This window comes from Microbacterium sp. CFBP 8801 (assembly GCF_014839455.1).
Lineage (GTDB): Bacteria > Actinomycetota > Actinomycetes > Actinomycetales > Microbacteriaceae > Microbacterium.
This window is the reverse complement of record NZ_JACYNU010000006.1, coordinates 21,430-40,057: the sequence shown is the minus strand read 5'-3', so window position 1 is coordinate 40,057 and position 18,628 is coordinate 21,430. Positions and strand designations below refer to the sequence as shown.

The following is an 18,628-nucleotide window of genomic DNA, read 5'->3' as shown; positions in this document are numbered from 1 at the left end:
CGCACGGGGGTCAGAGCGCGGCGAGCGCCCGATCCACGTCGGCCACGAGGTCCTCGACCGACTCGATGCCGACCGACAACCGCACGATCGTGTCGGGCACGGCGAGTTCGGTTCCGCGCACCGAGGCGTGGGTCATGGCATCCGGGTAGTTCACCAGCGACTCGACCCCGCCCAGCGACTCCGCGAGCGTGAACAGACGCGTGGACTCGGCGAAGCGGCGAGCAGCCGCACCGTCGGCCAGGGCCAGTGACACGATGCCCCCGAAGCCGCTCATCTGCCGCGCCGCGAGCTCGTGCCCGGGGTGCGACGGGAGTCCGGGGTAGTACACCTTCGCGACGCGGTCGTGGCCGGCGAGGTGCTCGGCCACCGCCTGCGCGTTGGAGCTGTGACGCTGCATGCGCACGGCGAGGGTCTTGATGCCGCGGGTGGTCAGGTACGCGTCGAACGGGCCCGAGACCGCGCCGGCGGCGAACTGCAGGAACTGTACCTTCTCGGCCAGGGCGGCATCGGCGAAGGCGAGGGCCCCACCCACGACGTCGCTGTGCCCGCCAAGGTACTTGGTCGCCGAGTGCACCACGACGTCGGCGCCCAGCGAGAGCGGGCGCTGCAGCGCAGGAGAGGCGAAGGTGTTGTCGACGACGACGATCGCGCCGGCCGCGTGGCCGAGGCTCGCCAGACCCGCGATGTCGGTGATGCGCAGCATCGGGTTGCTGGGGGTCTCGACCCAGACCATGCGGGGCGCGCGTCCCTCAATCGCCGCCGCCACGGCATCCAGGTCGCTCATGTCGACCACGCGCAGCTTCACGCCCCACGGCCCGAGCACGCGGGCGAGCAGCCGGTACGTGCCGCCGTAGACGTCGTTGCCGAGCAGCACCTCGTCGCCGGGCACGAGGGCCGCGCGCAGCAGGGCGTCTTCGCCGGCGAGACCCGAAGCGAACGACAGCGCGCGGGTCGCGCCCTCGAGGGCCGCGATCTGCGTCTCGAGCGCCGTGCGCGTGGGGTTGCCGCTGCGGCCGTATTCGTAGCCGCCGCGGAGTCCGCCGATGCCGTCCTGGGCGAAAGTGGTCGAGACGTGGAGGGGCGGGATGACCGCGCCGGTGGTCTCGTCGGGCGCCTGGCCCGCGTGGACGGCGAGACTGTCGAAGCCGCGGGCGGCGTCGTGGGTGCTCATGCGGAGTGCTCCTCGGTGGGGGTCGGAAGAAGGGATGCCACGGGTGCAACGTCGTAGCCGCGCTCGATCATCCAGTCGTCGTCGAAGATCTTGCTGAGATACCCGCGTCCGTGGTCGGGGAGGATCACGACGACAACGGCATCGGCGGGGAGATCGCGCGCGACGCGGAGGGCGCCGACCACGGCCATGCCGCTGGAGCCGCCCACGAGGAGGCCTTCTTCTCGGGCGAGGCGCCGCGTCATGGCGAACGACTCGGCGTCGGAGACGCGCTCGTACGCGTCGACCACGGTGGGGTCGAAGGCCGTCGGCCAGAAATCTTCGCCGACCCCCTCGACGTCGTAGCCGTGGATGTCGCCGCCCGAGTAGATCGAGCCCACCGGGTCGACCCCGACGATCCGCACGCCGTCGCCGGCGACCTCGCGCAGGTACCGACCCGACCCGCTGATCGTGCCGCCGGTGCCGACTCCGGCGACGAAGTGGGTCAGCTGCCCGTCGGTGTCGCGCCAGATCTCGGGACCGGTGGTCTCGTAGTGGCTGCGCGGGCCGTTCGAGTTGCCGTACTGGTTGGGCTTGAAGGCGCCCGGGATCTCGCGGACCAGACGGTCGGAGACGCTGTAGTAGGAGCGGGGGTCCTCCGGCTCGACGTTCGTAGGAGTGACCACGACCTCGGCGCCGTACGCCCGCAGCACGGCGCGCTTGTCTTCGGCGACCTTGTCGGGAACCACGAACACGCAGCGATACCCGCGCTGCTGGGCGACCAGTGCCAGGCCGACGCCGGTGTTGCCGCTGGTCGGTTCGACGATCACCCCGCCCGGGCGGAGAGAGCCGTCGCGCTCGGCGGCGTCGACGATGTTCGCGGCGATGCGGTCTTTCGCCGAACCGCCGGGGTTGAAGTACTCGATCTTCGCCAGCACGGTGGCGGCGATGCCGTCGGTGACGCGGGTCAGACGGACGAGGGGGGTGTTGCCGACGAGGTCGGCGACGCTCTGGGCGTAACGCACGGTGGGGTCCTGGTGGGTCGATGCGCCCGGGGGCGCGGCTGACAGGGTCGTCGAAAAGAGAACGCGAGGGCGTTCAGCGACAACAGCGACAGGTCAGCACGCGGCCAGCATAGCCGACCCGCACGTCGTCAGGAGACGGCGCCGAGGAACTCCTCGAAACTCTGCGCCGGCCGGCCGGTGACCCGCTCGACGTCGCCGGACACCCCGGCCTGATCGCCGCCGGCGATCGAGGTGTACGTGCTCACCCAGGCATCGACCTGCCATCGGGGCGCACCGAACGCGGCTCGCGAGGCGTACGCCTCGTCGATCGTCTCGTCGACGAAGCGCACCGGGTGCCCGCGGACCGCCGAGATCTTCTCGGCCACCTCGGCCATCGTCAGCGCCTCGGGGCCGGTCAGGTCGTACGAGACATCGGCGTGGGCGGCGGGATCGAGCAGCACCGACACCGCGGTGGCCGCGACGTCGGCGCGCGAGACGAGCGAGCATCGCCCCTCGCCCGCGGGACCCCGGATGACCCCGTCGTCGCCGGCGAAGAGCTCCATCATGTCCATGTAGAAGTTGTCGCGCAGGAACGTCCACCGCATGCCGGAGGCGCGGATGATGTCCTCGGTCGCCGCGTGGTCCCGCCCGAGGGTGAACACGGCGTCGGGAGCGGCGGCGAAGAACGAGGTGTAGACGATCGAGCCGACCCCCGCGGCCGCGGCGGCCTCGACGAAGGTGCGGTGGTGATCGACCCGGTCGGCGGTCTCGGAGGCCGAGACCATGAAGAGCGTGTCGACGCCCTGCAGCGCCGCGCGGGCGGCATCCGCATCGGAATACCGGGCCACGTGCACCTCGGCGCCCGCCAGGGCGGGGGCGCGAGAGGCGTCGCGCACCAGCAGACGTTGCGGGATGCCGCGGGCGGCGAGGTCGCGGGCGACGCGACCTCCCACGGCTCCGGTGGATCCGGTGACGGCGATGAGGGGCGGCGTGGACATACGGCCTCCGGGAGGTGTGAGCGGTCCCCCCAGCGTAGGCCGCTCCGCCGACACGCGGCCGCGAACGTCCTACGAAGCGGGCGCCACGAGTCGCGCGACGCGCACGCGGACGGTCGAGGGCACCTCGTCGCGCGCGGCCCCCCGCGCCGCGATCGCGACGGCGGATGCCACGGCTCCGGCGTCGTCGTCGGCGGAGACGCCGACGCAGACGGTGATGGCCCGGGCCCCACCGGCCTGTTCGACCTCGGCGAGAGACCCCTCGACGTCGGCGACGTGCTCATAGGCCCGCGTCACCACGGGACGTGCGGAATAGCTCTCTCGCACGCCCTCGACGGCCGTGACGGCGAGGTCGATGCGCGGCGCGAGTTCCGCGGCGGAGATCCCGGTCATTCGTCTTCTCCCTCGTCGAGGTGCACGTCGCCGACGGTGACGTCCACACGACCGACCCGCAGGTCGCCGTGCCGTTCGATGGCCGAGCGGATGCCGTCGCGCATCTCGTCCACGGCCTCGGTCATTGCGCGTCCGAACCGCACGCTCACGGTGACCCGGACGTCGAGAGGCGCCCCGGGCTCGACGTGCTCGAGACGGACGCGGCCCACCAGAAGCCCCTCGATGCCGTCGCCCACCGAGCGGATGAGCTCGTAGATCGCGCCCTCGGTGACGACCAGTTCGACGCCCTCGTCGGACTGCGCCAGGGGGATGTCGCGGCCGGCGCGGAACTCCCGCATCACCTCGCGCATGATGCCGTCGTACCAGGACTCCGCGAGCGGTTCCGCGGCCTGCTCGTCGACGATCGCGCGCGAGAGCTGCCCCATGCGCTGCATGGAGGCCAGGATGGCCTGGCACTCCGCGTTCCGTTCGATGGCGTTGATCCGCGGCACTCGGCCGCGATCCAGGTACGCGGAGAGGTCCTCGAGCGAATAGCCCGAACCCCCGATGTCGTCGCTGTGCTCGTTCATCCGGTCACCTCCACTCCTGCATGCGGTCCAACACGGTCTTGCGCGCCCGGGCGAGTCGGCCGCGTACGGTTGCCGCGGGCTCCCCCACCTCGATGGCGATCTCGTCGTAACTGTGGCCGCCGATCTCGCGCAGCACCCACACGACGTGCAGTTCTTCGGGTAGATCCGCCAGCACCTTCTTCAGCGCGTCCATCTGCGACGATGCCACAACTGCGCGCTCCGGGTCGTCTGCCGCCGACACCATCTCTTCGTCGATCTGCTCCGAGATCTTGCGCGAACGCATGCGGTCGGTCACCTTGCGCGACACGATCGTGGTCAGCCAGCTGCGCACCTTCTCGGGCTCGGTGAGGTCGGGCAGGCGCCGCCATGCGGTGATCAGTGCTTCCTGCACGCAATCGTCGGCGTCGGCCCGGGAGCGCGTCAGGCGCGTCGCGAACGCGACGAGGAAGGGCGCATGGCGACGCACGAGAACCCCGAAGGCGAGCTGGTCGCCGTCGGCCGCGCGTGACGCGAGGAACGCGTCGGAGGCGGAAGACAAAGAGGGCATCGCGGTTCCTGTCAGCAGACTTTCAGCCTCATGTTCGTGACGTTTCACGAACCGAGCGCGTCCCCATAGCGAAACACCCCGGACCCGATTCGGTCCGTGATCTTGACGAAAGGATGTTCCTCATGGCAAGCACCGACACCCCCACGCCCGCCACCCGCACCGACGCCCGCCGCGACGGCGGTACCACCGTCATCGTCGACCCCGTCGTCGCCAAGGTCGCCGGCATCGCCGCGGCGCAGGTTCCGGGCGTCCACGCCCTCGGCGGTGGCGCTGCCCGTGTCATCGGCAACATCCGCCAGGCCGTCGGCGCGAAGGACTACGCGCAGGGCGTGAGCGTCGAGGTGGGCGAGACCGAGGTCGCCGCCGACATCTCCATCCAGGTCGACTACCCCGAGCGCATCCAGCGCGTGGCCGCGAACGTGCGTTCTGCTGTGCAGCAGGCCATCACCGAGATCGTCGGCATGAAGGCGGTCGAGGTCAACGTGACCGTCGTCGACGTGTTCATCCCCGGCGACGACGAGGACGAGCAGGAAGAGGCGCGCGTCAACTGACGCCACCACGGGCCCGCGAGCGCATCGCTCGCGGGCCCTACGCATCGTCGCGCGTCTCGGCCACCCCCGTGTCGATGTCGGCGGATGCCGTTACCTTGGGCGACACCGTCTCCCGATACGAAGGATCCCCATGCGCATCGCCCTCACCGGTTCGTCCGGAAAACTCGGTACCGTCGTCGCCCGTGAACTGCGTGCCGCCGGCCACGAGGTCATCGGTCTCGACGTGCGCGGCGAGCGCGGTCCCGGCTTCGTGCAGGTCGAGCTGACCGACTACGGCCAGGTCATCGACGCCCTCGCGGGGGTGAACGACCAGCACGACGGCTTCGATGCACTCGTGCACCTCGGCGCGATCCCCGCCCCCGGCATCCGCTCCGACATCGCGACGTTCCACAACAACATGACGAGCACGTTCAACGTGTTCTGGGCGGCCGTGCGGCTCGGCATCCAGAGGATCGTCTACGCCTCCAGCGAGACCGTGCTCGGACTCCCCTTCGATGTTCCGCCGCCCTACATCCCCGTCGACGAGCAGTACCCGGCGCGTCCCGAGTCGGTGTACTCGCTGGTCAAGACGCTCGAAGAGCACCTGGCGACCGAGCTCGTGCGGTGGCACCCCGAGCTCTCGATCACCGCGCTGCGGTTCTCGAACGTCATGGTCCCCGACGACTACGCCGAGTTCCCCTTCGACGCCGACGCCCGCACCCGCAAGTGGAACCTGTGGGGGTACATCGACGCCCGCGACGGCGCACAGGCCGTGCAGCGCGCGCTCGAGAACGCGCCCGCCGGCTTCGACACGTTCATCATCGCCGCGGCCGACACCGTCATGACCCGCCCCAACGGCGAACTCGTCGGCGAGGTCTTCCCCGGCGTCGAGACGCGCGGCGACCTGGGCGAGAACACGACGCTGCTGTCGATCGACAAGGCCCGCCGACTGCTCGGGTACGACCCGCAGCACTCCTGGCGCGACCACCGCTGAGGCGGTTCGCCCGCTGCGCCACGCCTCGAGCGGGCGCCGCGGGCGATCTCCGGCCAGCGGCGCAGCGCACCGGAGGCCGGACGCCGCCGCCCGACATCGCGCACGTGAGCACGCCGGGGCGGGAGTGCGCGAGTCTGGCCCCCGCCCGGCGAGCGCGTGTCAGACTCGCACCATGGACGCCGACGAGCCGATCATCCCCCTTCCGACGGCGCACGAGAAAGAAGTGAGCTTCCTCGCCCGGAGCGGCGCGGTGGTCACCCTGCGGCTCATGGACACCGGTCGTTTCGAGGTCAAGCTCGACACCCGTGGCGACTACACCGCGGTCCTGCTGCACGACGGTGAGACGTTCGAACTGCACCCGGCTCCGGGCGTGCGCGCGATCGGCGGAACGGGTCTGACCGCCACCGATCTGTACGAAAGGTTCTGAGCCTGCGCGCAACCCCCACCGTCGTCCGGGTCGATCGCACTTGACTGGTGCTCTCACTCACCGACGGGGGATGCCGTGGACCACGAGCCCGATTCTTACGACATCGCCGTGATCGGCGCCGGCCCCGCGGGAACCGCGGCGGCGCTGCGTGCGGCCGAACTGGGCGCCTCGGTCGTCGTTCTCGAGGCCGGGCGCGTGGGCGGCACGTGCGTCAACACCGGGTGCGTCCCCACCCGCGTGCTCGCCAAGGCCGCGCGGCTCATGCGCGAGACGCGCGCGGCCGACGACTACGGCATCGTCATCGACGAGCCGCGCGTGGATTGGCCCGCCGTGGTGGCGCGCGTGCACGAGCGGGTGGATGCCGTGCGCTCCATCAAACGCGAGGCCGAACGCTTCGCCGCCGCCGGTGTCGACCTCGTGCACGAGGGGCGCGCGCGCTTCGCCGACGAGCACACGCTCGTGCTCGACAGCGGTCGCCGCATCCGCGCCGAGAACATCCTCGTGTGCGTCGGCGGGCACTCCCGTCGACTGCCGATCCCCGGGGCGGAGCTGGCCACGGTGCCCGAGGACGTGCTCTCGCTCGCCGAGCTCCCCCGTCGGGTCGCCGTCATCGGCGCCGGCAACACCGGGGCGCAGCTGGTGACGGTGTTCCGTTCGTTCGGCTCGGACGTCACGCTGCTCGACGTCGCTCCGCGCGTGCTGGTCGCCTCGGATGCGCGCATCTCCGAGGCCATCGCCGCTTCTCTCACCGACCACGGCGTCGACGTGCGCACGGGGATCGACACGGTCGAGCGGATCGACCGCACCGACGAGGGATCCCTCGCGCTCACCTGGCGCGAAACCGACGGATCGCACTCGCTGGAGGTCGACGTCGTCATCATGGCCACCGGCTGGCCGGCCGACGTGGAAGACCTCGGGCTCGAGAACGCCGGCGTCGACATCGAGCGCTCGGCGATCCCGGTGGACCGGTACTTCCGCACGATCGTGCCGCACATCCTCGCCGTCGGCGACGCCAACGGCCGCGACATGCTCGTGCAGGCGGCGCAGTTCGAGGGCGAGGCCGCGGCCGAGAACGCCGTGCTCGGCGCCAACCGGCGCACCCCCCACCACCTGTTGCCCGCGGGCGGGTTCACCGACCCCGACTACGCCGGCGTCGGTCTCACCGAGGAGCAGGCGCGGGACCGCGACCCCTCGTGCGTCGTGGCGACCGTGGACTTCGCCGACCTCGACCGCGCGGTGATCGACGACCGCGAGCGCGGCTTCCTCATGCTGATCGCCGACCGTCGTCGCGAGCTGATCCTGGGGGCGCACGCGGTCGGCGAGAACGCCGTCGAGGTCATCCAGTCGGTCACGACCGCGATGGCGGCGGGGATCGATGTCGCCACCCTCGCGGGCGTGCGTTTCGCCTACCCCACCTACAGCGCCGTGATCGGAAACGCCGCTCGCGCCCTGCTGCACGCGGACTCCCCCGCCCTGCTGGAGTGACACACTGAAACCGTGACCGCTGCCGAGCCCGTGACGACCCCCGCGTCCACCGACGCCCCCGCGCGTCGCGGCCGCCCGGGTTACGACCGTGAGGGTCTTCTCGCCGTCGCCGTGCAGCTGTTCAACGAGCAGGGGTACGACGCCACGAGCGTCGCCGACATCGCACGCCGCCTCGGCCTGACGAAATCGGCGCTGTACCACCACTTCTCGTCGAAGCAGGAGCTTCTGGCGGTCGCCCTCGACGCCGCTCTCGGTGCGTTGGAGGCCGTGCTCGAGCAGCCCGGCGCCCGCGAGGGCGCGGCATCCGATCGCCTGCGCTTCGTTCTGACGGGGGCCACCGACGTGCTGGTCGCGCAGTTGCCCGCGGTCACCCTGCTGCTGCGGGTGCGCGGCAACGGCGACGTCGAGCGGGCCGCCCTCGAGCGCCGCCGCGTCTTCGACCACCGCGTCACCGATCTCGTCGCCGCCGCGCAAGCCGAAGGCGGGGTGCGCGACGACGTCGATGCCGCGGTCGCCGCCCGACTGCTGTTCGGCATGATCAACTCGGTCGTCGAGTGGTACCGACCCGGCGGGAGCGTCGACGGCGACCGTCTCGGCGCCGACATCGTGCGCATCGCGCTCGACGGCCTGCGCACGGACTGAACCCGCACGCCGAAGGGGCCCCGCGCCGCGCGCGAGGCCCCTCTGTCGGCATCCGGGGTCAGGCCCGCAGGTCGACGCCCTTGGTCTCTTTGATGAGCGAGACCGCGGCGAGCGAGACGAGGGCCGCCACCGCGATGTAGAGGCCGATGGTCCACGATGCTCCGGTGGAGCGCAACAGCGCCTCGGCGATCATCGGGGCGAAGGCACCGCCCATGATCGCCCCCAGGGCGTACCCGATCGAGACGCCCGAGTACCGCACGTTCGCGGGGAACATCTCGGCGTACAGCGCCGCCTGGGGACCGTACGACAGGCCGAGGCCGAGCGTCATGACGAACAGGGCGACGAAGTACCAGACGATGTTCCCGGTGTCGATGAGGAACCACATCGGCACGGCCCAGACCGCCAGGATCAGGTAGCCGAGCTGGAAGGTGCGCACGCGCCCGAGTCGGTCCGACAGCCGACCGCCCCACAGGGTGAAGACGAGCCAGCCGAAGGATGCCAGGGTCGTCGCCAGCAGGACGGTGGGACGTTCGAGTCCGAGCGCCGTGACCGCGTACGTCGCGAAGAAGGCGATCAGCAGGTAGCCGGCGGCGTTGTTGCCGATGAAGACGAAAGCGGTCAGGGCTACCTCGCGCCAGTTCTTGCGGAACAGCTGGCCGAGCGGGGCCGACGATTCCTTGCGGCGGCGCACGAGGTCTTCGAAGACGGGGCTTTCTTCGACCGAGCGGCGGATGACGTAGCCCACGACGATCAGCACGATCGAGAAGAGGAACGGCACGCGCCAGCCCCAGGCGAGGAAGGCTTCGGCCGACATCGACGAGGTGAGGATCCACAGGGTGGCCGTGGCGAGGATCATGCCGATCGGGACGCCGATCTGCGGATAGGCGCCGAAGTAGCCGCGACGGTTCACCGGCGCGTGCTCGACCGAGAGCAGAGCCGCACCGCCCCACTCGCCACCGGCCGAGAAGCCCTGCAGCACACGCAGCAGGATGAGCAGGATGGGGGCGCCGATGCCGATGGCCGCATATGTGGGCAGCACGCCGATGAGGGCCGTCGACACACCCATCATGATGAGGGTCAGCACGAGCATCTTCTTGCGCCCCAGGCGGTCGCCGAGGTAGCCCGCGACGACGGCGCCGAGGGGGCGGAAGAGGAACGAGATGCCGATCGTCGCCCACGACAGCACCTGCGCGAGTCCGGGATCGGACTGCGCGAGGGGCGCCAGGAACAGGGGCGCGAGCACGAGGCCCGCCGCCTGGGCGTAGATGAAGAAGTCGTACCACTCGATCGAGGTGCCCACGAGGGTGCCGGCGAGGACGCGCCGTTCCTCGCGTTTCAACCCGGTGGCGGGGACGGTTGCGGCGGTCTGCGAGGCCATGAGAACTCCATCGTTCTGTGGGGCAGGGGCGGGAAGACTCGATCGACACTATTACCAACCGAGCGTTCAGTAATAGTGTCAGAGGTGCGCGACCCGAGCAAGGGCGACGCGGAAGGAGACAACGATGACCCCCTGGACCATCGTCCCCGGCGCGCTCGACGAGCGCCTCGGCATCACGGTCACCGCGCAGTCGGCGGAACGGGTGGCGGCCGACATGCCCGTCCACGGCAACACCCAATCACTCGGACGCCTGCACGGGGGCGCCACCGCCGCCCTGGCCGAGGCCGTCGGCTCGTGGGCCGCGATGATCCACGCGAGCACCCTGGGCAAGGTGTGCGTCGGCGTCGACCTGAACATCACGCATCACCGCGGGGTGCGGTCCGGTTCCCTCCACGCGGTCGCCACGCCCGCGCACCGGGGTCGTCGGGTCGCGACGTACGACATCCGCGTGACCGACGACGACGATCGGCTCGTCGCCACGGCCCGCATCACCAACCTGATCGTCGACGCCGACTGAGCCCGGCCCTCCGCCACCCACGACACGCGCCGTGGCCATCTCCGCCGCCCGAGGCCTCGGGGAGCGACCGGGGCGCGCCGTGATCAACGCCAGGGGCGCTGCGATCGGCGTCGCCAGTACTCGTCGGGCTCGACCGCCCATCGTCGACGCGTGGCCTCGTCGATCACGACCGGGCGCGCGTCGACGCCGCGGCGGAGCTGCTCCGGCGTGCTCGCCCCGCTCAGCACGATGTCGGCCCACGGTTGAGCCCGTGCGACTCCGAGCGCGAAGGCATCGGGAGAGACTCCGGATGCCGCCGCCACGCGGTCGGGGTCGGCGGGAGTCGTCGCGAGCTCGCCGTTGGCCAGGGCCTCCTTCACCACCACGGTCCATCCCGCATCGTGGGCGCGCGCGAGGCCGGGAGCCGCCGACGGCTCGAACAGGTTCCACGTGGCCTGCACGGCCGAGAACGGCGAATCGGGCAGATCCCTGGCCGCATCGACGACGCGTGACTGATGCGGACCGCTCGTCGACAGCCCCACGCGCACGCCGCTGCCCGCCAGCCCGCGCAGTCGGCCGAGCAGGACGGCGTCGCTCAACGCCGGGCTCTCGGGCGTCACGGAGTGGACGAGGTACAGATCGGGCGCCGATCCCAGCGCCTCGAGGGTCTCGGGCCATTGCCGGTCGAACATCGCGACGGAGTGCTCTTTGCGCTCGTGCACGGCGGCATCCATTCGCCACCCGCCGACGTAGGCGTAGCCCCACTTCGATCCGAGGGTGAGCTCGGCACGCCGCTCGGGATGCCGCGCGAGCCACGCGCCGAGGAACCGCTCGGCGTAGCCGTACGACCGCGCCGCATCGACGACGCGGATGCCGAGGGACCACGCCTCGTCGAGCAGCGCGTGCGCGCGCTGCTGCAGGGCCTCGACGGAGCGGTCGGCCGGGTCGCCCAGGTCGTCGTCGCGCCCGGTGGTGATGTAGGCCGGGCGGCCGACGGCGGCGAGACCGAGGCCGAGTCGCGCGGCGGGGAGGTCATCCATGAGACGACCGTAGCGGTGACCAGCGACACCCCGATCGACGAAGGAACAAGCCGAAGGGCGACGGGGTTGTGATCCTCGATGCCGGGCGATGCCCGCGACCCACGGTGACGAGCGGAACGGTCATGACGTACAGAGACCCCTACGACGAGGGCGCGCAGCCGATCTGCCCCTCGTGCGGCGTGACGATGCATCCGCTGCTCGAAGAGGGCGGCGGGGCCGACGAATGCCGGGAGTGCGGTTTTCAGTTGGAGTGGTCCGAGCCCGCTTCTTCGCGCGGCGACGACGACGATCGCCCGCGGGATCGTTGGGCCGACGAGTCCTGACGGGCTGCAGCGCCCTCAACCCCGAGCGAGGCGCGGGGCCCTACCGCTCCAGCACCACCGCGAGCCCCTGACCCACGCCGATGCAGATCGCCGTCACCGCGACACCGCCGCCGCGGCGCTTCAGCTCGTGCGCGGCGCGGGCGATGAGGCGTCCGCCCGACGCGCCGAGCGGGTGCCCGATGGCGATCGCGCCGCCGGTCTCGTTGAGCAGCTCCGGGTCGAGCTCGGTCCAGAGCTTGGCGCACGCGAGCGACTGTGAAGCGAACGCCTCGTTCAACTCGACGAAGGTCACGTCGGCCCACGTGCGGCCCGCGCGGGCGAGCGCGCGGTTGGCCGCTTCGACGGGCGCGATGCCGAACACGTCGGGATCGTTACCGAACGCGGCGCGGCCCGCGATGCGCGCCAGGGGCTCGGCATCCAGTGCCCCTTCCGCGCCCAACAGCACGGCCGAGGCACCGTCGTTGATGGGCGAGGAGTTGCCCGCCGTCACCGTGCCGTCCTTCTGGAACGCCGGACGGAGCCCGGCGAGCACGTCGGCGGTGGAGTCGTCGCGAATGCCCTCGTCGCGGGCGAGCGCGTGACCCTCGACCTGCACGATCTCGTCGTCGAAGCGCCCCTCGGCCCACGCTGCCGCCGCGAGGCGGTGGCTGCGGGCGGCGAAGGCGTCTTGCTGCTGGCGCGAGATGTCGTAGATCTCGGCGAGCTTCTCGGCGCTCTCGCCGTTCGAGATCGTCCAGTCCTGACGCAGGCGCGGGTTGGTCATGCGCCAGCCGATCGAGGTGTTCCACATCGTCTGATTCGCGGCGGGGAAGGGGCGCGGGCTCTTCTCGACCACGAAGGGCGCGCGGGTCATCGACTCGACGCCGCCCGCGAGGATCACCTCGGCATCACCGGCCTCGATCGCTCGTGAGCCCTGGATCACGGCATCCAGAGACGAACCGCACAGCCGGTTGATGGTCGTGCCGGGCACCGACGAGGGGAAGCCCGCGAGCAGCGCGCCGAAGCGCGCCACGTTGCGGTTGTCTTCGCCCGCTTGATTCGCGCCGCCGAAGACGATGTCTTCGATGCGGGCCGGGTCGATCCCCGTGCGCTCGACGACGGATGCCATGACGGTCGCCGCGAGATCGTCGGGGCGCACGTCGGCGAAGGCCTTACCGTGGCGCGCGAAGGGGGTGCGGACGGCGTCGTAGACGAACGAAGCGGGCATGTCAGGCGTCCTGTTCGATGAGGGTGAGACCGAGCAGGGCCTCGATCTCGGCGTGCGTGTTGTCGCCGAAGAGCTCGCGTACGCGCAAGCCCTCGGCGGTGACGTCGAAGACGCCGTGGTCGGTGTAGACGCGCGAGACGCAGCCCACGCCGGTGAGCGGGTAGGTGCACGCGGCGACGAGCTTGGGCTCGCCGGCCTTCGTGAGCAGGTCGGTCATGACGTACACGTCCTTCGCGCCGATGGCGAGGTCCATCGCACCGCCGACCGCGGGGATCGCCCCGGGCTCACCCGTCGACCAGTTGGCGAGGTCTCCCCCCGCCGACACCTGGAAGGCACCGAGCACGCAGACGTCGAGGTGGCCGCCGCGCATCATCGCGAACGAGTCGGCGTGGTGGAAGTACGCCGCCCCCGCGAGGGCGGTCACGGGCTGCTTGCCCGCGTTGATGAGGTCGGGATCGATCTGTCCACGCTCGGGCGCGGGGCCCATTCCGAGCATGCCGTTCTCGGTGTGAAGCACGATCTCGAGGCCAGCGGGCAGGTAGTCGGCCACGAGGGTGGGCGCCCCGATGCCGAGGTTCACCACCGCGCCTTCGGGGATGTCGGATGCCACGCGCGCGGCGAGATCGGTGCGGGAGATGCGGGTGGTCACTGTGCTGCCCCTTCTTCGGCCAGAGCCCGGCCCTCGATGTCGACGCCGCCGACGAAGGCGCCCTCGCGGAGCCACCGGCGCTCACCCACTGAGACCACGCGGTCGACGTAGAGGCCCGGGGTGACGACGGTCTCGGGGTCGAGGGTGCCGAGTTCGACGACCTCGTCGACCTGGACGATGGTCGTCGCGGCGGCCGCCGCCATGATCGGTCCGAAGTTGCGCGCCGTCTCGCGGTAGACGAGGTTGCCCCACCGGTCTGCGGCGCGGGCGCTGATCAGCGCGGCATCCGCGTGGATGGGGTACTCGAGCACGTAATCGCGGTCGCCGATGCGCCGCGTCTCTTTGCCCTCGGCCAGCTGCGTGCCGAAGCCGGTGGGGGTGAAGAACCCGCCGATGCCGGCGCCCGCGGCGCGGATGCGCTCGGCGAGGTTGCCCTGCGGCACGAGCTCCAGCTCGACCTCGCCCTCCCGGTAGAGCCGGTCGAACACCCACGAATCGCTCTGGCGGGGGAACGAGCAGATCATCTTGCGCACCTGCCCCGCGGCGAGCAGAGCGGCCAGGCCCGTGTCGCCGTTGCCGGCGTTGTTGTTGACGACGGTGAGGTCGCTCGCGCCGTGCGCGATGAGCGCGTCGATCAGTTCGACGGGTTGACCTGCGCGACCGAAGCCGCCGATCATCACGGTCGCACCGTCGGAGATGCCGGCCACGGCGGTTGCGAGGTCGGGAACGGTCTTGTCGATCATGCGGAGAACCTTCCGGTTGTTCGCCTGGCGCACACTCGTACGTCTTGCGAACACTGTACTCCCGACGTGCGCGGGCGACAAGGGTCGATCGAGCGCACCACCTCGCACGAGGCCCTGGCATCCCGATCCGGCATCCGTCGCCGCCACGGGACAGCGGGGTACCGGTCAGACGAGCCGGATGTCGGCGTCGATCTCGGCGGCGGCGACGCGCAAGGCTGGGAGGCAGGCGTCGCGCCACGCGTCGGCGTCGCCGCGGGCGCTCGCAGAGATGTTCACCGCCGCCACCACCGCTCCCGAGCGGTCGTGCAGCGGAGCGGCCAGCGACCGCAAGCCCTCCTCGAGCTCGCCGTCGACGAGCGCCCACCCCTGGGTGCGCACCGCGTCGAGTTCGGCGACGATCGCGTCGACGTCGGTGCGGGTGCGCGGGGTGAGGCGCTCGGGACGCGACGCCGCGACGACCTCGCGCGCACGCTCGGCAGGGATCGCCGCCAGCAGCACGCGCCCCATGCTGGTGGCGTACGCGGGGAACCGCGTGCCGATCGTGATGCCGACGCTCATGATCCGACGGGTGGGGACGCGGGCGACATAGACGATCTCGGCGCCGTCGAGCACGGCCGCCGAGACGCTCTCACCGACCTCGCGAGACAGGTGTTCCAGGTGGGGCTGGGCGAGAGCGGGCAGCGACAGGGCCGAGAGGTAGCTGAAACCCAGCTCCAGCACGCGCGGGGTGAGCGAGAAGACGCGACCGTCGGCGCGCACGTACCCGAGGGTCTCGAGCGTCTGCAGGAAACGTCGGGCCGCCGCACGGGTGAGCTCCGCCCGACGGGCCACCTCGCTGAGGGTCAGGGCCGGGTGCTCGGCGTCGAAGGTGCGGATGACCTCGAGGCCGCGGGCCAGCGATTGGACGAACTCGCCCGTCGCACCCTCGCCGTCGCCCGTCGCGCTCACGCGGCTCACTTTATCGGGGCGCCGGCCTCGCGCTCGCCGGACGCACGCGCGAGGGGCGGTTGCGTTCGCCCGTTCAGGGGGCCGTCGCCTCCGACGACCCGAGGCGCACCGCCAGTTCCATGCAGCGGAGGCGGGCCGGAGAGAAGTCGTAGGGCATCGCCCAGATGATGTCGGCCGCGTTCCGCGCGCGCGCCTGCCTCGCGGGGTGAGGGCCGGGCACCGTGTCGACGCCCTCGGATGGGTGCGACTCGTCCCAGGCATCGAAGATGGCGTCGTCTTCCTCGAGCTGGCCGGACTCCTCGACGACGCGCATCAGCGCGGTCTCGAAAGCGTGCCGCTCGGCGGCGATCTGCGCCACCCGGGGGTCATCGACGGCGACCAGGTCGTCGAGCGCCTCCTCGGCGGCAGAGACGCGGTCGGACTCGGCGCGCAGATCGGGGTGCGAGGCCAGGGCGACGAAGCGGCCCGCCTGGACGGCGGCACCGAGCGGACCGAAGATCCGCTCGGTGACCAGCAGCGCGTCGAGGTCGTCTTGGCGCAGCGAGCCCTCGGGAGCGACCTCGAGGCGGCGCGAGACGATGTCGTCGAGCAGTCCACGCCGGCTGCCGTGCGTGCGCATCCGCTGCACCGCAGCGCGCTTGCGCCGCAACTCGGCTTCTTGCGCGGCAATGGCATCGTCCAGGCGCGCGAGGACGCTCTCGACCGCCTCGGCACCGCCGTCACCGCCCGGCGCCGCGTCGGCGAAGGCCTCGCGGATGTCGTCGAGGGCGATTCCGGCGTCGGTCATCCGCCGGATCCAGAGCAGACGGATGACGTCTTCGTACCCGTAGCGGCGGCGACCGTCGGCGCCCCGCTCACGCTCCGGCAGCAGATCGACCTGGTGGTAATGCCGGATCGCCCGGGGAGTGATGCCGACGAACGCCGCGGCGTCGCCGATCAGGACCTCACGGGGCGGGGCGGGGAACGGGCGCATGGCGGACCTCTCGGAGTGAGCTGCGATGGACATGCTTCGAGCAGATCACATGACGTTGCGAGAGGTGCAAACGGACCACAGGGCGGATCCCGACCCCGCCCGCACGCGGCGCGCCGTCTTGCCGGAACGTCTCCCGTCGGCGGATGCCGGGGTCGAAGTGCGTCGACAGGGTCGGCCTGCGGCGTTAGATGAGGTCCACGTAGCCGCTGGCGTACGGATCGATGTCGCCCACGTGCGCAGTCGGACGGGTCGCGTCGATGATGTCGGCATCCACCTGCACCGTCTTCGCCGAGATCGTCACCGGGGTCGTCGACGTGAAGAAGATGCTGAGCCTCTGGCCTCCGTCGACGGACACGTCGACGAACCCTCCCCCGGCTCGAACGACTTCGGTGATATCCCGTTTCAGGTTGCCGACCGTCTCGAGGGGCGCAAGCGCGTGCGTGACACCCTCAACGCTGATGTGCAGCCGTTCGATGGTGTGGGACATACCCCGAAACCTAGGCCCGCCGTCGGTGTTCGGGACCGGGGTTGCGCTATCGCGAAACGGCGCGGCTCGCGCGAGCGCGCTGCCCTCCGGGCGGATTCACTGAGCACAGAACGTCATCGCAGGAAGACCATGCCGGTGAGGGCGAGAAGCACCAGCAGAGACGAACCCCCGACGGCGAAGAGATTGCGGGAGAACGTCGCCGGGGAGCTGCGACGTGCGCCGCTCGCCTCGACCGTGCGCGCCTGGGCGCCGGCGAGCGTGTGGTGTCGTCCGATCGGTGTCGCCGTCGTGTCGAAGGAGATGAAATCGCCATCGGGCGTATCGACGACGTGTCCGAGAACGCGCTCATCCATGACGAGCACGTAATGGCCGGGCTCCTCGACGCGCCACCCCGCAACGGCGGCACCGCCCAGCCGGCTGATCGAGCACCCCAACGCGATCCCGATGACGCCGTGACGAACGGGGCGACCGTCGGTGTCGCGATCGGATTCACGCGGTCGAGGGTGAGACCGGTCGGCGAGGCGGCGTCCGCCATCAGTCGGTCCAGTATCGCCGGATCGAGGCGGATCTCCCGCGCCGCGCCGATGACGAACATCAACGGTATCGAGGGGTGAAACCAGAGAGAGGAATGGTCCCCCGCGGTATCGCGGGGGTGACACCACGAGGCCAGAAATGTCTCGCGTCGACGGAGTTTCGCGACCGCGACGACTTGCAGATACGCAAGCGGAAGGTCTGAGAGGAATATCGGCTCGCGAGCCGAACCATAAAACAAATGCCCCACGACGTGCCCCGATCCGCGCGAAAAAGAAAGTCGGCCGGGGACTGGGGACAACTTCGCACACAATACGGCGACCGGCTCCGAAAGATCAAGGGCCGCGTCTCACCGCTCGCAGAAAGTCGACGCAAAGGAGTGGGCGGGAGGCCGTACAGTGAGATCGAGGCGTTCCCGAGACCTAGGTCCTGCCGTTTGCCCAGGTCAGGAGCATCATGTCGACGTCTGCACCCTCGTCTGCGTCCCTGTGCATGTGGTTCGTGTCGACTCTTCCCGTCCAGCACGTGGCCATCTCTACGCTGAGCGATCCGTTCGAGTTGGGCATTGTCTGCGCGAGCGACGATGTCGCCACCGAACTCGAGCAGACACAGCTCGATCTGGGATTCGGGCCCGGCTGGCAGGCGAAGACGGCGCGAGTTCCGACGCTCCTCCCTGACGTGGAGCACGCTCACCCCGCTGCGTGGTCCGCTCTTCTGACCGCGGCTCATGCTCACCGGATTCGAGCCATGTACGCGTTCCCGATGACGGTGGGAGCAATAGATGTGGGGGTTGTCGATCTCTATGCGACGACCGCGCACGCCTTGAATACGCGGCAGGTCGAGAATGCCTGGGCGATGGCGGGTGTCGCTGCCGTTCGCGTCGTCGATCGGATTCTCACCGAACTGAATTTTCCTCCCAGCCCGCAGGGTCTGCCAGGGCGATTCATTCATCAAGCGACGGGGATGGTGATGGCACAGTTGCGGGTGCCCTCGACCGATGCGCTTGTCGTGATACGCGCCCACGCTTTTTCCACGGGCACGTCGATTCCCGACGTCGCGGAGGCCATCATCCGACGTGACATCGATTTTTCGGTCTGACTGCGGAGCAAAGGAAAGTACA

The 18,628-nt window shown here is 70.5% G+C and carries 23 protein-coding genes and 1 pseudogene; 8 read left to right on the top strand and 16 right to left on the bottom strand.

Annotated elements, in window-relative coordinates; translation table 11 throughout:
* Nucleotides 1–10: 10 nt before the first annotated feature.
* The 6 genes from IFR11_RS08980 to IFR11_RS08955 all read right to left on the bottom strand — a co-directional run bounded on the left by IFR11_RS08980 (nt 11) and on the right by IFR11_RS08955 (nt 4,655).
* A complete protein-coding gene (locus tag IFR11_RS08980; RefSeq protein ID WP_191915927.1) occupies nt 11–1,171 on the bottom strand; it encodes a cystathionine gamma-synthase in 1,161 nt (386 codons plus the stop codon).
* Entirely contained in the window at nt 1,168–2,172 is a 1,005-nt protein-coding gene (locus tag IFR11_RS08975; RefSeq protein ID WP_191915926.1) for a pyridoxal-phosphate dependent enzyme, read from the bottom strand. Before IFR11_RS08975 ends, IFR11_RS08980 begins: the two co-directional genes overlap by 4 nt.
* A gap of 128 nt (nt 2,173–2,300) precedes the next feature.
* A complete protein-coding gene (locus IFR11_RS08970) occupies nt 2,301–3,149 on the bottom strand; it encodes an SDR family oxidoreductase (protein WP_055938671.1) in 849 nt (282 codons plus the stop codon).
* Between the two features lie 69 nt (nt 3,150–3,218).
* Entirely contained in the window at nt 3,219–3,539 is a 321-nt protein-coding gene (locus IFR11_RS08965; protein WP_055838936.1) for a hypothetical protein, read from the bottom strand.
* Nucleotides 3,536–4,108, bottom strand: coding sequence for a hypothetical protein (locus tag IFR11_RS08960; RefSeq protein ID WP_055838940.1), 573 nt, complete (start codon nt 4,106–4,108; stop codon nt 3,536–3,538). The genes IFR11_RS08965 and IFR11_RS08960 overlap by 4 nt, the downstream gene beginning before the upstream one ends.
* A 4-nt stretch (nt 4,109–4,112) precedes the next feature.
* Nucleotides 4,113–4,655, bottom strand: a complete 543-nt coding sequence (locus tag IFR11_RS08955; protein WP_191915925.1) for an RNA polymerase sigma factor — start codon at nt 4,653–4,655, stop codon at nt 4,113–4,115.
* 122 nt (nt 4,656–4,777) lie between these two features.
* Here IFR11_RS08955 and IFR11_RS08950 point away from each other — a divergent pair, with 122 nt between their 5' ends.
* The 5 genes from IFR11_RS08950 (at nt 4,778) to IFR11_RS08930 (ending at nt 8,733) form a co-directional block, all read left to right on the top strand.
* Nucleotides 4,778–5,206, top strand: a complete 429-nt coding sequence (locus IFR11_RS08950; protein ID WP_055838946.1) for an Asp23/Gls24 family envelope stress response protein — start codon at nt 4,778–4,780, stop codon at nt 5,204–5,206.
* 130 nt (nt 5,207–5,336) lie between these two features.
* The gene (locus IFR11_RS08945; RefSeq protein ID WP_191915924.1) at nt 5,337–6,179 is read left to right on the top strand and encodes an NAD-dependent epimerase/dehydratase family protein; all 843 of its coding nucleotides are present in this window, start codon (nt 5,337–5,339) and stop codon (nt 6,177–6,179) included.
* A gap of 172 nt (nt 6,180–6,351) precedes the next feature.
* Nucleotides 6,352–6,606 carry a hypothetical protein gene (locus IFR11_RS08940; protein WP_055838952.1) on the top strand — a complete coding sequence of 85 codons (255 nt, stop codon included), beginning with the start codon at nt 6,352–6,354 and terminating at the stop codon, nt 6,604–6,606.
* 75 nt (nt 6,607–6,681) lie between these two features.
* The gene (locus tag IFR11_RS16610; protein ID WP_342030274.1) at nt 6,682–8,091 is read left to right on the top strand and encodes a dihydrolipoyl dehydrogenase family protein; all 1,410 of its coding nucleotides are present in this window, start codon (nt 6,682–6,684) and stop codon (nt 8,089–8,091) included.
* 12 nt (nt 8,092–8,103) lie between these two features.
* A complete protein-coding gene (locus IFR11_RS08930) occupies nt 8,104–8,733 on the top strand; it encodes a TetR/AcrR family transcriptional regulator (RefSeq protein WP_055938683.1) in 630 nt (209 codons plus the stop codon).
* Between the two features lie 58 nt (nt 8,734–8,791).
* On the opposite strand, the gene IFR11_RS08925 is transcribed toward IFR11_RS08930, so the two are convergent.
* Nucleotides 8,792–10,111 carry an MFS transporter gene (locus tag IFR11_RS08925; RefSeq protein WP_055838960.1) on the bottom strand — a complete coding sequence of 440 codons (1,320 nt, stop codon included), beginning with the start codon at nt 10,109–10,111 and terminating at the stop codon, nt 8,792–8,794.
* Nucleotides 10,112–10,235: 124 nt separating this feature from the next.
* Between IFR11_RS08925 and IFR11_RS08920 the strand changes: the two genes are divergently transcribed.
* Nucleotides 10,236–10,628 carry a PaaI family thioesterase gene (locus IFR11_RS08920; RefSeq protein ID WP_191915923.1) on the top strand — a complete coding sequence of 131 codons (393 nt, stop codon included), beginning with the start codon at nt 10,236–10,238 and terminating at the stop codon, nt 10,626–10,628.
* A gap of 83 nt (nt 10,629–10,711) precedes the next feature.
* Here IFR11_RS08920 and IFR11_RS08915 read toward each other — a convergent pair whose 3' ends face one another.
* Nucleotides 10,712–11,647 carry an aldo/keto reductase gene (locus IFR11_RS08915; RefSeq protein ID WP_191915922.1) on the bottom strand — a complete coding sequence of 312 codons (936 nt, stop codon included), beginning with the start codon at nt 11,645–11,647 and terminating at the stop codon, nt 10,712–10,714.
* Nucleotides 11,648–11,769: 122 nt separating this feature from the next.
* Here IFR11_RS08915 and IFR11_RS08910 point away from each other — a divergent pair, with 122 nt between their 5' ends.
* Nucleotides 11,770–11,970: a zf-TFIIB domain-containing protein gene (locus IFR11_RS08910; protein WP_191915921.1), complete on the top strand. Its 201-nt coding sequence runs from the start codon at nt 11,770–11,772 to the stop codon at nt 11,968–11,970.
* Nucleotides 11,971–12,010: 40 nt separating this feature from the next.
* Here the strand turns inward: IFR11_RS08910 and IFR11_RS08905 are convergent, their stop codons facing one another.
* From IFR11_RS08905 to IFR11_RS16875, 8 genes and pseudogenes are all read right to left on the bottom strand, one after another.
* Nucleotides 12,011–13,177 carry a thiolase family protein gene (locus IFR11_RS08905; protein ID WP_191915920.1) on the bottom strand — a complete coding sequence of 389 codons (1,167 nt, stop codon included), beginning with the start codon at nt 13,175–13,177 and terminating at the stop codon, nt 12,011–12,013.
* Between the two features lies 1 nt (nt 13,178).
* Nucleotides 13,179–13,826, bottom strand: coding sequence for a 3-oxoacid CoA-transferase subunit B (locus IFR11_RS08900; protein WP_191915919.1), 648 nt, complete (start codon nt 13,824–13,826; stop codon nt 13,179–13,181).
* On the bottom strand, nt 13,823–14,569 hold the full coding sequence (locus tag IFR11_RS08895; RefSeq protein ID WP_055939438.1) for a 3-oxoacid CoA-transferase subunit A: 747 nt from the start codon (nt 14,567–14,569) through the stop codon (nt 13,823–13,825). Before IFR11_RS08895 ends, IFR11_RS08900 begins: the two co-directional genes overlap by 4 nt.
* 165 nt (nt 14,570–14,734) lie before the next feature.
* Nucleotides 14,735–15,517: an IclR family transcriptional regulator domain-containing protein gene (locus tag IFR11_RS08890; RefSeq protein WP_191915918.1), complete on the bottom strand. Its 783-nt coding sequence runs from the start codon at nt 15,515–15,517 to the stop codon at nt 14,735–14,737.
* Nucleotides 15,518–15,590: 73 nt separating this feature from the next.
* A complete protein-coding gene (locus IFR11_RS08885) occupies nt 15,591–16,523 on the bottom strand; it encodes a helix-turn-helix domain-containing protein (RefSeq protein ID WP_244630684.1) in 933 nt (310 codons plus the stop codon).
* A 151-nt stretch (nt 16,524–16,674) separates the two neighbouring features.
* A complete protein-coding gene (locus IFR11_RS08880; protein WP_191915917.1) occupies nt 16,675–16,977 on the bottom strand; it encodes a hypothetical protein in 303 nt (100 codons plus the stop codon).
* 113 nt (nt 16,978–17,090) lie between these two features.
* On the bottom strand, nt 17,091–17,330 hold the full coding sequence (locus IFR11_RS08875; protein WP_191915916.1) for a hypothetical protein: 240 nt from the start codon (nt 17,328–17,330) through the stop codon (nt 17,091–17,093).
* 158 nt (nt 17,331–17,488) lie between these two features.
* Nucleotides 17,489–17,758 (bottom strand): annotated as a pseudogene (locus tag IFR11_RS16875) (DUF7882 family protein); the annotation flags it as partial.
* Between the two features lie 275 nt (nt 17,759–18,033).
* On the opposite strand from IFR11_RS16875, the gene IFR11_RS16770 reads away from it, so the two are divergent.
* Nucleotides 18,034–18,606: a GAF and ANTAR domain-containing protein gene (locus IFR11_RS16770; RefSeq protein ID WP_192014361.1), complete on the top strand. Its 573-nt coding sequence runs from the start codon at nt 18,034–18,036 to the stop codon at nt 18,604–18,606.
* Nucleotides 18,607–18,628: the final 22 nt, after the last annotated feature.

Excerpts from the sequence above, each read along its gene's own strand:
- IFR11_RS08980 (WP_191915927.1), bottom strand. The coding sequence starts at position 1,171 with ATGAGCACCCACGACGCCGCCCGCGGCTTCGACAGTCTCGCCGTCCAC.
- IFR11_RS08970 (WP_055938671.1), bottom strand. The coding sequence starts at position 3,149 with ATGTCCACGCCGCCCCTCATCGCCGTCACCGGATCCACCGGAGCCGTG.
- IFR11_RS08965 (WP_055838936.1), bottom strand. The coding sequence starts at position 3,539 with ATGACCGGGATCTCCGCCGCGGAACTCGCGCCGCGCATCGACCTCGCC.
- IFR11_RS08960 (WP_055838940.1), bottom strand. The coding sequence starts at position 4,108 with ATGAACGAGCACAGCGACGACATCGGGGGTTCGGGCTATTCGCTCGAG.
- IFR11_RS08955 (WP_191915925.1), bottom strand. The coding sequence starts at position 4,655 with ATGCCCTCTTTGTCTTCCGCCTCCGACGCGTTCCTCGCGTCACGCGCG.
- IFR11_RS08950 (WP_055838946.1), top strand. The coding sequence starts at position 4,778 with ATGGCAAGCACCGACACCCCCACGCCCGCCACCCGCACCGACGCCCGC.
- IFR11_RS08945 (WP_191915924.1), top strand. The coding sequence starts at position 5,337 with ATGCGCATCGCCCTCACCGGTTCGTCCGGAAAACTCGGTACCGTCGTC.
- IFR11_RS08940 (WP_055838952.1), top strand. The coding sequence starts at position 6,352 with ATGGACGCCGACGAGCCGATCATCCCCCTTCCGACGGCGCACGAGAAA.
- IFR11_RS08925 (WP_055838960.1), bottom strand. The coding sequence starts at position 10,111 with ATGGCCTCGCAGACCGCCGCAACCGTCCCCGCCACCGGGTTGAAACGC.
- IFR11_RS08920 (WP_191915923.1), top strand. The coding sequence starts at position 10,236 with ATGACCCCCTGGACCATCGTCCCCGGCGCGCTCGACGAGCGCCTCGGC.
- IFR11_RS08915 (WP_191915922.1), bottom strand. The coding sequence starts at position 11,647 with ATGGATGACCTCCCCGCCGCGCGACTCGGCCTCGGTCTCGCCGCCGTC.
- IFR11_RS08910 (WP_191915921.1), top strand. The coding sequence starts at position 11,770 with ATGACGTACAGAGACCCCTACGACGAGGGCGCGCAGCCGATCTGCCCC.
- IFR11_RS08905 (WP_191915920.1), bottom strand. The coding sequence starts at position 13,177 with ATGCCCGCTTCGTTCGTCTACGACGCCGTCCGCACCCCCTTCGCGCGC.
- IFR11_RS08895 (WP_055939438.1), bottom strand. The coding sequence starts at position 14,569 with ATGATCGACAAGACCGTTCCCGACCTCGCAACCGCCGTGGCCGGCATC.
- IFR11_RS08885 (WP_244630684.1), bottom strand. The coding sequence starts at position 16,523 with ATGTCCATCGCAGCTCACTCCGAGAGGTCCGCCATGCGCCCGTTCCCC.
- IFR11_RS08880 (WP_191915917.1), bottom strand. The coding sequence starts at position 16,977 with ATGTCCCACACCATCGAACGGCTGCACATCAGCGTTGAGGGTGTCACG.
- IFR11_RS08875 (WP_191915916.1), bottom strand. The coding sequence starts at position 17,330 with ATGGATGAGCGCGTTCTCGGACACGTCGTCGATACGCCCGATGGCGAT.